The 13,433-nt window shown below is 67.2% G+C and carries 12 protein-coding genes; 11 read left to right on the top strand and 1 reads right to left on the bottom strand.

Going from position 1 to position 13,433, the window contains the following annotated elements:
- The first annotated feature begins 349 nt into the window (after positions 1-349).
- From V2L18_RS19790 to virB11, 11 genes are all read left to right on the top strand, one after another.
- Positions 350-1,831, top strand: a complete 1,482-nt coding sequence (locus V2L18_RS19790; RefSeq protein ID WP_336180053.1) for a lytic transglycosylase domain-containing protein — start codon at positions 350-352, stop codon at positions 1,829-1,831.
- A 42-nt stretch (positions 1,832-1,873) separates the two neighbouring features.
- Entirely contained in the window at positions 1,874-2,185 is a 312-nt protein-coding gene (locus tag V2L18_RS19785) for a TrbC/VirB2 family protein (protein ID WP_336180052.1), read from the top strand.
- A gap of 310 nt (positions 2,186-2,495) precedes the next feature.
- On the top strand, positions 2,496-2,774 hold the full coding sequence (locus V2L18_RS19780) for a VirB3 family type IV secretion system protein (protein ID WP_336180051.1): 279 nt from the start codon (positions 2,496-2,498) through the stop codon (positions 2,772-2,774).
- Positions 2,767-5,127, top strand: coding sequence for a DUF87 domain-containing protein (locus V2L18_RS19775; RefSeq protein WP_336180050.1), 2,361 nt, complete (start codon positions 2,767-2,769; stop codon positions 5,125-5,127). Before V2L18_RS19780 ends, V2L18_RS19775 begins: the two co-directional genes overlap by 8 nt.
- Positions 5,124-5,273: a hypothetical protein gene (locus tag V2L18_RS19770; RefSeq protein ID WP_336180049.1), complete on the top strand. Its 150-nt coding sequence runs from the start codon at positions 5,124-5,126 to the stop codon at positions 5,271-5,273. The genes V2L18_RS19775 and V2L18_RS19770 overlap by 4 nt, the downstream gene beginning before the upstream one ends.
- Entirely contained in the window at positions 5,270-6,106 is an 837-nt protein-coding gene (locus V2L18_RS19765) for a type IV secretion system protein (protein ID WP_336180048.1), read from the top strand. Before V2L18_RS19770 ends, V2L18_RS19765 begins: the two co-directional genes overlap by 4 nt.
- Positions 6,103-7,224 (top strand): type IV secretion system protein, encoded by a 1,122-nt coding sequence (locus tag V2L18_RS19760; RefSeq protein ID WP_336180047.1) that lies wholly within the window; start codon positions 6,103-6,105, stop codon positions 7,222-7,224. Before V2L18_RS19765 ends, V2L18_RS19760 begins: the two co-directional genes overlap by 4 nt.
- A gap of 135 nt (positions 7,225-7,359) precedes the next feature.
- Complete coding sequence (locus tag V2L18_RS19755) at positions 7,360-8,034, top strand: type IV secretion system protein (RefSeq protein ID WP_336180046.1); 675 nt, start codon at positions 7,360-7,362, stop codon at positions 8,032-8,034.
- Positions 8,031-8,894, top strand: coding sequence for a TrbG/VirB9 family P-type conjugative transfer protein (locus V2L18_RS19750; RefSeq protein ID WP_336180045.1), 864 nt, complete (start codon positions 8,031-8,033; stop codon positions 8,892-8,894). Before V2L18_RS19755 ends, V2L18_RS19750 begins: the two co-directional genes overlap by 4 nt.
- On the top strand, positions 8,884-10,374 hold the full coding sequence (locus V2L18_RS19745; RefSeq protein ID WP_336180044.1) for a TrbI/VirB10 family protein: 1,491 nt from the start codon (positions 8,884-8,886) through the stop codon (positions 10,372-10,374). The genes V2L18_RS19750 and V2L18_RS19745 overlap by 11 nt, the downstream gene beginning before the upstream one ends.
- Positions 10,371-11,372: a P-type DNA transfer ATPase VirB11 gene (virB11, locus tag V2L18_RS19740; RefSeq protein ID WP_336180043.1), complete on the top strand. Its 1,002-nt coding sequence runs from the start codon at positions 10,371-10,373 to the stop codon at positions 11,370-11,372. The genes V2L18_RS19745 and virB11 overlap by 4 nt, the downstream gene beginning before the upstream one ends.
- Positions 11,373-11,416: 44 nt before the next feature.
- On the opposite strand, the gene V2L18_RS19735 is transcribed toward virB11, so the two are convergent.
- Positions 11,417-13,342 carry a hypothetical protein gene (locus V2L18_RS19735; RefSeq protein WP_336180042.1) on the bottom strand — a complete coding sequence of 642 codons (1,926 nt, stop codon included), beginning with the start codon at positions 13,340-13,342 and terminating at the stop codon, positions 11,417-11,419.
- Positions 13,343-13,433 lie beyond the last annotated feature (91 nt).

Here is a 13,433-nt window from a genome sequence, read left to right as displayed (position 1 = left end):
GCGCAGGATACGAGAACTGTCGTCTTTGTATGTTCGTGCGGATGTCGATCTGTTCGTTGAAGCGCTCGTGCAGGCCGGAATTGCGGTCCTGTCTTCCGATTTTTACTAACGGTGCGAATTGTTGTTACGGTTTTAACGATAAATACGCTTGAATTGCAGAGAAAATAAAGAAAAAATCGCCATTTTTGGCTACATTTCCTCTTTACAGGCGTGTAGTTGGTAAATAATCTCGTACATGTATTCGACGTAAGACTATTATATTCAAAACCCGAAAGTGTTTTCCATGGCTTCTATTTATCGAAGAAGCGTAGTCGATTGCCGGATAGGTCATTATACCGCCGGAAGCATCGTGCTGACGGGTATGTTGGCAGGTGTGCTGCTCGGGTGCGCCGATGAAGCCCCGGCGGCGGTTTTCGAGCAGACCAATGACGGACAATTCATTTCGATGGGGAGCGGCGCGCCGCAGGGTGCGCCGCTCCGATCCGGCCCGGGCCAGAACGCCGACCCGGCAGCCGATCAGGCCCCCGGCACGATGGAGGCGCTGCTGTCCGGGTTCTCCGCGAGGATCGATCCGGCCGGCATGCCCTCTTCGATCGTTCGCCAGACCGAGCGTGCGCGCACGGTTTGCGGCGCGGTGCCGACGGACGAGGAAGTTGCCGAGCTGATCGCCCTGGTGCTGGCGCCGGACGCGCCGGAGGGCGATGGCGCCGCCGCCATGGAGGGGCTCGGCAAGGGCCTGAAGCTGCCGGCCCCGCGTGCCATGCGCCGCACCCTTTCCGACCGTCAGGACGAAATGCGCGACCTGGCCGTCAAGGTCGCCCGGCGCTTTGCCCGCAGCGAGGGCGTGCTGAGGGCCGGGCTGTCGCCGGAGGGTTTCGTCCGCCTCTTCACCACGATGATCCAGCGCGAGAGCGCGTTCAATCCGCGCGCCGTCTCTCCCGTCGGCGCGCGCGGGCTGGGCCAGCTCATGCCGCGCACCGCCCGCGCCCTCGGCGTCGCCGACAGCTTCGCGCCCGAGGAGAACCTGGAAGGCGCGGCGACCTATCTCACCGCCATGCTGGAGCGCTTCGGATCGCCCGCGCTGGCGCTCGCCGCCTATAATGCCGGCCCCGGCGCGGTGAGCAAACACGGCGGCATCCCGCCCTATCGCGAGACCCGGCAATATGTCGCCGACATCCTGCACGCGGTAAAGACCGATGCCCCGCGAACGCGCTTCGCCAGTGCGGCAGGCGAGGGCCGGAGCACGCGCGAACAGGCGCTGATGCGCCTGCTGCTCGCCGCGCGCGCCGTTCCCGTTTCCGTCCCCACTTCCGCTTCCGTTTCTGGGCCCGCCGCCGCGCTCGCGTCGCTCGACGCCGAGCGGGGGGCCGAGCCGGTGAAAGTGGCTGCGTTGGCCGACGAGCTGCCGCTCTACGTGCCGCCGCCGGCCGCGCGGGTCGTGCTGGCAAGGGCTCCGGTGCGCGGACCTGCCTGTGTCGGCAAGCCCGATCCCGTCGCGCTGAAGGGTGTTACCGCGCGGATGGCCGATGTTCTGGCGGGAACGGCCCGGCCTGTCGCGGCCAAGCGGCAGGACCGCCTGCCCAGTACGCCCACTGCGCCCACCTTCTCGGCGCACGCGCAGGCGGCCGATGCCCCCAACACCACCATTCTCCACCGCCAGCCGGCGCGTGGAGCCCGCAACGACGCGACCGGTTCCGCCCGGCGCGCCGCGACGGCCCCCACCGGGGAGCCGGCCCACCCGCGCGCGGCACCGCCTGCCTTCGAGGCCCTGCCCTTCACGGAACGCAAGCTGCTCGTGCCGATTTCGGCGTCCGGCCCCGCGCGCGAGTGATCCTCAGAACCTCACAGCAAATGAAACCGTGTCGAGGACCCTATGAAAACCAACGAGATCTTGAAGCATTGTCAGAGGTACCTGCCGGTCGTCGGCTACGCGGCGATTGTCACCTTCGCGCTTACCAGCCCGGGGGCGGCCCAGGACTTCAGCGGCATCCAGACGTTCCTTGAAACCGTGGTCGACGCGATCACCGGCCCCATCGGCATCGCCATCTCGGCCATCGCGGTGATGGCGGTCGGCTTTTCCTTCATGACCGGGCGGATGGACTGGACCTTCGCCGTCTCGATCGTGCTGGGCATCGCCATCGTGTTCGGCGCGGCGACCTTCGTGGACAACATCACCGCCGCCTGACCGAGCACCGCCTGACCACGCACTGCGCGACCGGACGGCGGCGACACCCGCCCGCCGACCGGTCGCACCGCGGGGCGCCGGATGCGACCAGCTCGCGTTCCGGTTTCCCCCCGTCCGGACAGCTCCCCGGCCGACACCTCCCACCCGGGGCCGCCTGACAGGGCGGCATCCCTCTCCCGGGGTCGGCCCGGAAAGAAATCCAGGTCCGCCGTCCGCCCCCCACCGCATCGCGGCCGGCGGCGGACCTGGCCGAGCACGCGTCCGGCGCCCCTCACCCCGACCGGCGTTCCCTTAACCGGAGCACAAAGCCATGCAACCGACGACGCTCTTCATCGGCCTGACGCGCGAGGTCAGTTTCGCGGGCCTGCCGATCATGTACCTGGTGGTGCTGATCTGCACCGTGATGCTCGGTTTCATCTTCACCGGGTCGTTCGTCTTCTTTCTGGTGAGCGCGGGCGGCGGCTACGGCCTCCTGCGGGCGCTGGCCGCCTACGACCCGAAGATCATCGACGTGTTCATCGTCACCGTGCAGACGACGCGCATGCATCCCGGCGTCTTCACCGGCGAGGGGGTGACCTACCGTGCTTGAGGCCCCCCTCTCCAAGGCGATGCGCAATCTGAACGAAAAGCCCGGCGCCCACAGCGAGCGCCTGGTCAGCGGGCTGCCGTATCTGGGGGCCATCGACGATCACACGCTGCTCTTGCGCGACGGCGACGTGATGGCCGCCTTCGCGGTGGAAGGCATCAACGCCGACACCACCGACCAGCGCCAGACCTTTGAGCTGTGCAACGCCTTCTCCCGCTTCATCGCCCAGCAGCGCGGCGACATCGCCTATTACGTCCACCGGGTCTCCATCGAGACCAAGCCCGTGCTCGCCCCCGTCACCAGCGATCCCTTCAACGAGGAGATCGACCGGCGCTGGCAGGACTATCTGCAGACCATCGGCCTGCGCGACCGGGTCACCGTCGTCACCCTGGTGATGCGGCCGCCCAAGCGCATCGCGCGGCTGATCAACCTCCTCGGCAAGCAGGACCATTTCTCGCGCGAGGAACTGCGCGCGCGCGCCGTCCGGCTCGACCAGATGGTCAAGACCTGCATGGTCGGCGTCAACGAGGCCAAGCCGCGCCGGCTCACCGTCTCGGGCGGGGAATGGCTGGCGCTGCTGCGTACGCTCATCGACGGATCCGGCGGGCGGCTGGTGCCGGGCGCGAAATTCACGCCGCTGGCGGACCTTATCGCGAGCTCGCCGACGACCTTCCACGGCAAGGTGTTCGAATGCGATCACCCCGATCCGGCGCGCAAGCGCCATGCCACGATCATTTCCGTCAAGGATTATCCGACCGAGACCTTCCCGGGCATCCTTGACCAGCTCAACCTGCCCTACGACACGGTCGTCACCCAGAGCTTCACGCCCATCGACAACATCACCGCGCAGGGCAAGGTGGCGCGGGTGCGCAAGCAGATGCAGGCGGCGGAGGACGCCGCCGTCTCGCTGATGTCGCAGCTCGAACAGGCGGAGGACGACGTCGCCTCCGGCCGGGTGGTGTTCGGCGAGCATCATTGCTCCATCGCGCTCTTCTGCGAAAGTCCGCAGGAACTGGAGGAGGCCGTCTCCTTCACCACCCGCGCCATGCAGGAGGTGGGGGCGGCGATCGTGCGCGAGAGCTTCTCCGCCCGCGCGGTCTATTTCGCCCAGCATCCCGGCAATTTCCGTTATCGCACCCGTCCGGCGATGATCTCCTCGCAGAATTTCGCCGAACTCACCGCCATGCACGGGCTGTCCAAGGGCAACCCGCCCGAGCGCTGCCCCTGGGGCGATTGCGTCACCATCGTGCCGACCGCGCGCGGCGAGACCTTCCGCTTCAATTTCCATCTGGCCGGCAAGCCCGGCCAGCGCACCGTCGGCCACACGCTGATCCTCGGCCAGACCGGCTCCGGCAAGACGCTGGGCATGGCCTTCCTGCTCAGCCAGGCGCACCGGTTGGGCGCGCGCGTCATCGTCTTCGACAAGGACAACGGTTTCGAGATGGCCATCCGCGCCATGGGAGGAAAATATTCCTCGGTGCGCATGGGCGAGGACACCGGCTTCAACCCGATGGGGGCGGAGGCCGACAACCGCGGCGCGGCCTGGCTCGCCGACTGGCTGACGGCGCTGGTCGAACATGACGGCCATCACCTCAACCCCGTCCAGATCCAGGCGCTCAACGACGCGGTGCAGGCCAACATGATGGCTGATCCGCGCCTTCAGAACTACGAGCAGTTCCGCAGCCAGCTGCGCGCCACCGACGACGACGGCGATCTCTACAACCGGCTCGGCCGCTGGGATCTGACCGGCCAGTTCGGCTGGCTGTTCGGCGGCAAGACGCGCGATCCGCTGAGCTTCGAGAACCGCGTCACCGCCTTCGACCTCACCGAGATCTTCGACAACGCCATCGTGCGCACCGCGTGGCTCAGCTACGTCTTCCGCCGCATCGAGCGGCAGGTGGAGGACGAGGAGCCGACGCTGCTTGTCCTCGACGAGGCGTGGAAGCTGCTCGACGACCCCTATTTCGAGGTCCGCCTGAAGGACTGGATGCTGACCATGCGAAAGAAGAACGTGGCGGTCGTTCTTCTCACCCAGCGCGTCTCGCACATCGTCAACAGCGCGGCCGGCGACGCGATCCTGGAAAGCGCGGTCACCCGCCTCGTCTACCCCTCCTCCTACAACACCGAGGCCGAGCTCGCGCCGCTCAACCTGACGCCGACCGAAAGCGCCTTCCTGCAAACCAGCAACGTCGACAACCACCTCGTGCTGTTCAAGTCCGGCAGCGACAGCGTCGTGCTCGATCTCGCGCTGCAGGCGATCGGGCGCGGGATCGACATTCTGGGCGGCGGTCGCGGGGAGAAGGCCCCGGCGGGCTGGCGCGAGCGGCCGGATTTTCAAATGGAGATGCTGAAATGAAGCTGCGCCCGCTGATCGCCGCGATGCTCCTTGCGGGGCTCGCCGCCTGCCAGACGGTTCCGGCCGAACGCAAGAACAACTGTGTGTGCGTGTGGGAGCCGCTTGGATCATCCATGGAGCAACACGACACGGGAGCCCTGGCATGACGTCCTTTCTCAAACCGGTCCTGATCGCCGGCGCGCTGTCGCTGTCGGCAGGCGCCTTCACGCTTCAGGCGAGCCACGCGCAGGACACCACGATCGCGCCGATCGATCTGCCGGACATCGGCACCGTTCCCGACGCGCCGGACGGCGCGACCGTCAGCCACGACAGCTACACCATCGAAAAGCTCATGGTGCTCGTGGAGGTGACGCGGCTGGTGGCCGGCGGCATCGAGCAGATCTTCGCCTCGACGAAATCCATGACCAGCCTGCTCGGCGCGATCCGCGACACGGCGAACGCGCAGCTCGACGCGATCACCGGCGACAAGCCGATCACGCTGTTCAACGGCGAGGCGGCGGCCGGCGCGCGCAAGGGCGGCGAGAGCCCGCGCGAGATGGCCGACGAGGGGCTGGGCGGCTCGGTCACCGGCTCCGACGATATCGTTACCGCCTATGCGCGCTACTCGGAGGCCTACGGGCTGGAAAAGGCCTTCGAGTACCAGGGCAGCGACACGCTGGCCGAACAGACGATCGCCTTCATGGCGGCCAACGGCGCGGTCGCCGCCGCCACCGCCGAACACGCCTACAAGCGCGCCAACGACAGCATGGAGCGGCTCGACACCTACATCACCGAGCTTGCCGCCAGCGCCGACCTGAAGACCAGTCTCGACATCAACACCCGGGTGAACATCGAGGTGGCGCAGCAGCTCAACGAGCTGATCCGCAACCAGGCGGCGCAGACCACGCTGGCCGGCATGCACTTCATGGGCGCGGCCGGCGTCCACGCGGACATGAAGGACAACTTCGATCTGTCCCGTCTGAAGGATCTTTTCCCATGATCGCGTATCTGGTGGGTATCGTCGACGACGCGCTGCTTGGCTATCTGGAGACGATCTTCGGCTATGTCGCGACGCCGCTCGGCCTTCTGCTCAAGGCGGTGGCGCTGGTCGCGGTGCTTTTCATCGCCGTCAATCACGTCATCCAGGCCAAGCAGATCTCCTATACCGAGTATCTTCTGTGGGCCATGCGCTACATGCTGATCTACATGTTCGCACTGGTGTGGGGCAATTTCAGCTCGATCTACACCGTGATCACCGAGTTGCCGGGCGACTATGCCACCTTGCTGGTCAAGGGCGTGGCGACGCATTACGTCACCCACCGCGCGGACATTCTGGATGTCGCCTCGATCACTGACGAATACACGGCGATGGACGCCTTCACCGCTTCGCTGTTCTGGATGTCGGGCGATTTCTTCCGCGATATCAGCATCTGGGACCTCGGGCTGTCGATCAAGAACATCGGCCTCGGCATCCTGATGGCGATCATAGGCGGGGTGTGGACGGCGGTCTGCGCGATCATCATCCTGATCGCCAAGATCGGCTTCATGATGGCGCTCAGCCTCGCCCCGCTGGCGATCTGCATGCTGATGCTGGAACAGACCCGGCAGTATTTCGAGGCCTGGTCGCGCTTCGTGCTCTCCTTCCTCGTCATCCCGCTGCTGCTGGCCGCGCTCACCTCCCTCGTTCTCTACGTCGCCAGTGCCCTCCTGGTCGCCTCCGATGCCGGCAGCGACAACAAGGAGGCGTATCTGATGTTCGCCGTGATCATGATCGCCGCCTTCATCCTCTTGTGGAAGCTGCCGGAAATGGGACAGGCGATCGCCGGATCGGCGGTCGGCGCGGCGGGCGTGGGCCTTGGCCGCATGTCGGCCTCCTTCATGGTCAAGGGCGGACCGAGGCGCATGCGCGACGCCGGTCAGGTGGCGAATTCCGCCCGCAAGGCCGGCGCCGGTCCGGTCGGCATGGCCTGGGCCGCCATCTCCGGCATGCGCCAGTCCGCCCAGACGCGCCAGTACCGGCGCGACGAACGCATGGCCTCGCGCATGCCGGGCACGCAGAAGACCCGCCGAGACGGCCCGAACCGCGACGTGCCGCCCAAGGACAAGGCGACGACCTGAGCGCGCGGCAGGCCCTCTCCCACCGGGAGAACGGGCGAAGCGAGGACGTGCCGGGATCTCTCCGTATCCGCCCCCCAAACGGGGGTTTGCGTAACGTAATTGCGGACTATCGATTTTTCAGGATCGGAAGCTCACATGAGTGACAAGACCATCATGCATTCCTTCGAGGACGAGGTGTTCTTCACGCTTCGCCAGCAGCGCAACAACTGGGCCCGGGTGGCGGTGGGCAGCATGGTGCTGACCGTGCTGGCGCTTGTCACGCTGATCATCATCCTGCCGCTCAACGAGACGAAGCCCTACGTGGTGATGGTCGACAAGACGACCGGCCAGGCGGAGAAGATCGTGCAGGTGCGCCCGGCCTCGCTCGACCAGCAGGACGCGGTCCTTCAGGCCGAACTCGTCTCCTATGTGGTGGACCGCGAGACCTACGACCTGGCCGACAACGCGGTGCGCATTCCCGACGTGATGGAGCGCTCGTCCGACAACGCGGCGGAAACGCTGGCGCAGATCTGGCGCTCCAGCTCGCCCCAGTACCCGCCCACCGTCTACGGCGACGGGGTGCGCGTGCGGGTGGTGGTCAAGTCGATCTCGCTGACGCCGGCGGTCAAGCGCGGGCGGGCGGATCTGGCGCGCGTGCGCATCACCAAGTACCGCGAGGAAAAGGGCCGCGAGACCGCCCAGCGCACCTTCGTGGCCACCGTCGGCTACGAGTTCAACCCGCAACAGGACGCGACGCTGGAGTCGGTGTGGAAGAACCCGCTCGGCTTCACGGTCGTCTCCTACCGCATCGACGCGGAGACGGCCGAATGAGCCGCGAAGCGCAGATCCCGGTGCCAAGGGGAAAACCGATGTTCACCAAACGCATTCTCGTCGCCCTGTCCTCCATCCTTCTCGCGTGCGCCCTCGCCTTCGCCTTGGCCCTCACTGGCGCCCTTACCGGCGCGGCAAAGGCCGAGCAGCGGCCCGTCGGCTACAAGGCCGACATCCGCATCAAGCGCTACGTCTACGACGAGTACAACGTCTACAAGCTGAACCTCTACCTGAAGTCGGTGACGGCGCTTCAGTTCGCCGACGGGGAGAACGTGGAATCCATCATCATCGGCGACAGCGCCTCCTGGGAGGTGGTCAAGCTGAAGATGGGCAACGTGGTCAGCCTGAAGCCGGTGATCGACGGCGCGCTCACCAACATGACCATCTACACCGACCGCCGCGTCTACACGTTCGAGCTTTTCGCCGCCGGCGAGATCAAGGCCGGGATGAAGGCGGGGGCGGACCAGTCCTACCGGACCGTCTTCACCTATCCGGAGGACAATTTCACCAAGCTCGACAAGGACCGGGTGGTCGGCGGGCCGGAGAACTGGGACTATCTGGTTTCCGGCCATGCGGAATTCCGGCCGCTCTCCGTGCACGACAACATGCTGCAGACGACCTTCGTGCTGCCCAACGGCGCGCCGCGCCCGGCGATCTTCAAGGTCGGCTACGACCGGCAGGAGCGCCTGGTCAATTCGCGCAGCGACGGCAACAAGATCATCGTCGACGGCACCAGCGATTTTTGGGTGATGCGGATCGGCAACCGGACGATCTGCGTGGGCAAGGCCCATGCGGTGCAGGCCGTGCGCCCGCGCACCAAGCCGCTTCTGGGTGGAACGGGAGGCGGCCATGCAGGATGATCCGCACGAGGATGAGGATCGCGAGGGCGGTTCTCACGAGCATGGCCAGTGGTCTGGCGAGAGCGACCGGTTGGGCGAGAGCGATCGGCGCGCGCGCGACGAGGAGCAGCGCCAGGCGGAGGAACGCCGCGCGGCCGAGCGCGAGCGCCTGCTGGAGGAACGGCGCGCCCGCCAGACCGGCCGCGGCCGCTCGGGCGGCTCCGGCCGGCGGCGGATGATCCTGCTTGTCGGCGCCGGGCTCGCGGCCCTCGTGATCCTGATCATCGGGCCGATGAACCTGCTGCGCGCCCTCGGCCTTGCCGGCGGCATGGGCGGGCCGAAGACCTCGCAGGTCGATCTGGAGGTCGGCCGTCCGACGCACGATCAGAGCCGGCTCGATTTCCTCGTTCCCGCCGCGCCGGTGGAGGTGAAGGAGGAGGTCGATCCCAACAAGGCGTGGAACGAGCGTTTCGAGGCTCTGCAGAGCGAGCTGGAGAACCTGGTGCGCTCGCAGAAGGGGCCGGAGGTCAAGCTCTCCGACGTCAAGGACCTGCTCGGCCAGTACAATGCCCGCATGGCGGAGCGGATGGAGCGTCAGCGCAAGGAGATGGCGGAGGAAAACGCCCGCCTGCGCGAGGCGGCCGAGCGGCTGAAGGAAAAGCAGCGGCGCGAGGAGGAGGACCGCCGCCGGGCCGAGGAGGAACGCCAGCGCAAGCAGGCGATCTCGCTGAAGCAGATCGCGTCCGGCTCGGTGGTCGTCGACCAGTCCGGCGCGGGCGCGGGCATCGCCTCCGGCCTCGATCTGGGCCTCGATCTCGACCAGAACGACCGGTTCCTGAGCGCCAATGCCGGTTCCAAGGTGGAGACGGTGCGCGCGCGAAAGCTCGCCGATCCCTCGCGCACCGTCGTGCAGGGCACCATCATTTCCGCGGTCCTGGAGACGGCGATCAACACCGAACTGCCCGGCAACATCCGCGCCCAGGTGACCGAGCCGGTGTTCTCCTTCGACGGCACGCGCGTGCTGATGCCGGCCGGCACGCAGCTGATCGGCAAGTTCAACAATGACGTTGAGGTGGCGCAAAAGCGTGTGCTGATCGCCTGGAACCGGGCGATAACGCCGGCCGGCCGCTCCGTCGCGCTCGGCTCCACCGGCACCGACGTCCTGGGCCGGGCGGGAACGCTCGGCAACGTCAACAACCGGCTCGGCACAAAGCTGGGCGCGGCGGTTCTGATCAGCACCGTCTCCGCGCTGCCGACGATGCTCTCCAACCTGACCGGCGGCGGGCGCTCCTCCAATTCCGGCACGACGATCAACATCGGCGGTTCGGGCAGCAGTTCGGGTCAGTCGGCCGGCGGTGAGGTGGCGAAGGGCATCGGCGACCGGGTGGCGGAGGCCGGCGGCACGATCCTGGAGAAATACCTCTCCCTGCCCCCGATCATCCGCATTCCGCAGGGCGAAGAGATCCGTGTCTTCGTGAACAGGGACCTGATCATCCGATGAACATGCACATCCCGAGCCGCGAGATTTCCTATGTCGAGCAGTATCTGAGCCCGCTCAAGGACTATCTCGTCAACGACGAGATCAACGAACTGTCGATCAATCCGGACGGCTCGATCTTCGTGGAGCCGGCGGGCGCGGTGCACATGCAGCGCATCGACACGACCCTGCCGCCGCAGGCGATCAAGCGGCTCGGCGCCCAGCTCGCCGGCGAGACGCGCAATACGCTGGGCGCGCTTCATCCCATCGTCTCGGGTCGCGTCATCGTGTGGGGCAACCCGCAGCGCGTGCAGGTGGTGATCGAGCCGGCGATCGAGCACGGGGTGTCGCTGTCGATCCGCAAGTATCTGACCCGCACGCTCGACAGCGCCGACATCCGCTTCGTCGACGGCGGCCAGATCTCGGTCGACGACGACCGCCGCAAGCGCCACGCGGCGATTGCAGACATGGCGAAGGCGGGCGACCTGCAGGGCCTTTTCCGCCGCGCCATCGACGAGAAGTTCAACATCCTGATTTCCGGCGGCACCTCGTCGGGCAAGACGACCGTGGCCCGCGCGCTGATCGCCATGTCGGACGGCGAGGAACGCATCGTCACCATCGAGGACGCGCAGGAGCTGCACCCGCCGCACACCAATTACGTGGGGCTGATTTCCGACCGCAAGGACAACTCCGCCCGCAGCCCCTCGCGGCTTCTGGAAAGCTGTCTGCGCATGCGGCCCGACCGGATCATCCTGGGCGAGATCCGTGGCGTGGAGGCCTACGACTTCCTGGAGGCGATCAACACCGGCCATCCCGGCGCGATCACCACCATTCACGCCGACAGCCCCGAACTCGCCTTCGACCGCCTTGCGCTGATGGTGATGCGCTCGGGCGTGAAGATGTCGCACGGCGAGATCATCCAGTACGCCAAGAAGACGATCGATCTCGTCATCCAGGTCGGCCGCCGCAACGGCCAGCGCGGCGTGCTGGAAGTGTTCCTGCCCTCGCAGAACATGGGCTGAGAGGCCGAAAGCGCACACCCCGATAGCAATTTTAGGCGAGCCACTCAGCGTGCGAACCCGCCGGACCGGTCGTCGAGACGCGGGCGCCGGGCGGGGCGCTGATCCGCATCGGGATCCGGCGATGATTCCGCTCCCTCCACGGCGAGGGCCGCGTCGCGGGTCCGCTTGCCCAATCCCTGCCCGCCGGCTTCCGCGCTTGCCTCCCGGGAGAGCGAGCGGCTGCGTTCGCGCAGATTTCGCGGGTGCGCGGCAGACGAACCCGATGCGGGTGTGGGCATGGATGCGGGCGAGAGGTCGATGTCCGGCTGACTGTCGGAAATGAACTCCAGCCAGTCGCGCCGCTGTGCGGGCTGAAAGGACGAGTCATCGTCCGATCCGGAGGGCGCGAGGGACTGCGACCCGGCACCGAAGCGGGGGGAACTTGCCGCCCCGCGCTCCGTGGACGGGGACTGCGAGCGCGACGGGCTGCCTTGCGCGGCCGCCGAAAGCGTCGCGGCCGACGACCCGACACGCCCGGAGCCCTGCAAGCGTTCCGGTGACGCGACTTGCGAAAATGCGGGCGCAAGTGCGGGCGAAAGCCTCGACGGAGGAGGTTCCGGCGCAAACGGCGCACGCGATGCGGTGGAAGACGGCGTCGGCTCCAGTTCGAAATCGGAAAGCTCGGGAAGCGGCGAGCGGGGTTGCGCGTTCTGGAACGGGGAGCTTTCCGGCGGGCTTGAGCCTGCGCGCGCGGCGGCGGATCTGAAGCCGCCGGGGGGCTCGGGGATCGGATCGGGTTCGCTGTCGGGAACCGGTTCGGCCAGCGGCACGCAACCGTCGGGAATCTGCAGCAGAGGATGCGGGCGCGGCGGGCCCTCGCTCCACAAGGCCTCCACCAGCGAGGTGTCGCGGTGAAGCGAAATGGGGTGCGCGCGGATGCGGGCGCGCTCCGCCGGATCCTCTTCGGCGAGCGTGCCGGCGGGGAGCCGGTCGGCGAGCGTCCTCTCCCCGTCTCCGTTCTCGGGCGACAGGGCATGGCCGAGACCTTCGGCACGGCCGCGAGCCAGCATTTCGCCGCGTTCGCGCATGCCTTGTGCGATCGCCCGGGCAAGACCGGCCGCGACCTCCGGTTCCGGATCGGCGGGGCGCTCGGCCTCAAGGGCGCGGTGGATTCGCAATTGCGTGCGCGTTGCCGCGAAGACGACCGCGTAGTGCCCGCTCCGCCATTCTCCCCTCACCCGCCCGCCGCCGGCCTGGACCGTATCGACGATCTTCTGCCGGGCGTGGTCGAAACAGGCGCCGTCGGGCATCACCTCATTCAGCTTGTTGCGGATTTCCTCGCGCAGGCGACTGGCGTCGTCCCAACCCTGGGGCGTGGGCCGCAGCATGCCGTTATCGCCGGTGTGCAGCGCATCCTCATGCAAGCCGAGCTGCGAGACGGGCGGCAGATCCGGGCGCCGGCCCGCGCAGTGCGTCTCGTAGCGCCGCAGCAGATCGTCCAGTTCCTCAACATATTCGTAGTCGATGTCGATGTGACAGCGCGGCCGTTCCATGCGGATCTCGCCGACCACCTCGGCGGCGGCGTCGCCGCTGCGCCCGGTCCCCTCCCCGCTCCGCTCCGTGCCTTCCCCGCTGCGCCCGGTCCCTTCCCCGCTCCGCTCGGTGCCCCCTCCTGCCAGATCGCTGCGGGCGATGGCGGCGAAGGCGGCGTTGCGCTGGCGGGCATGGGCGGCATCCGGCGGCACAAGCCCGTCCATCAGCACATTCAGCTCGGCGTCCTTGCCGCGAAGCCGGGCCTCCAGAACGTGGCGCGCCACCTGCCGGGCCGCAATGGTGCGCCGTGCCTCCGCCTCGATGTGGGCGAGCTCCGTCTCGCTCACGTCCGAAAAGACATCCTCGTCAGGGAAGGCAGGCGTTGCGCCGCGCGGGAGATGGCTTTCCGGGCGCGGGAGATGGCCGGGCCGGCTTTCGGTGTCTCGCCCCTCGGGCATGACCTTGTCCTTTCATCGCTTTTCGCGACCGGGCCCGGCGGAGTTGACAGCTGTCAACTTTTCCCGCCTGACGCCAGCCGGCTTGTTTTCC

It is taken from the genome of Breoghania sp. JC706 (assembly GCF_037026715.1).
Taxonomy (GTDB): domain Bacteria; phylum Pseudomonadota; class Alphaproteobacteria; order Rhizobiales; family Stappiaceae; genus Breoghania.
This window is presented reverse-complemented; position numbering and strand designations above follow the sequence as displayed.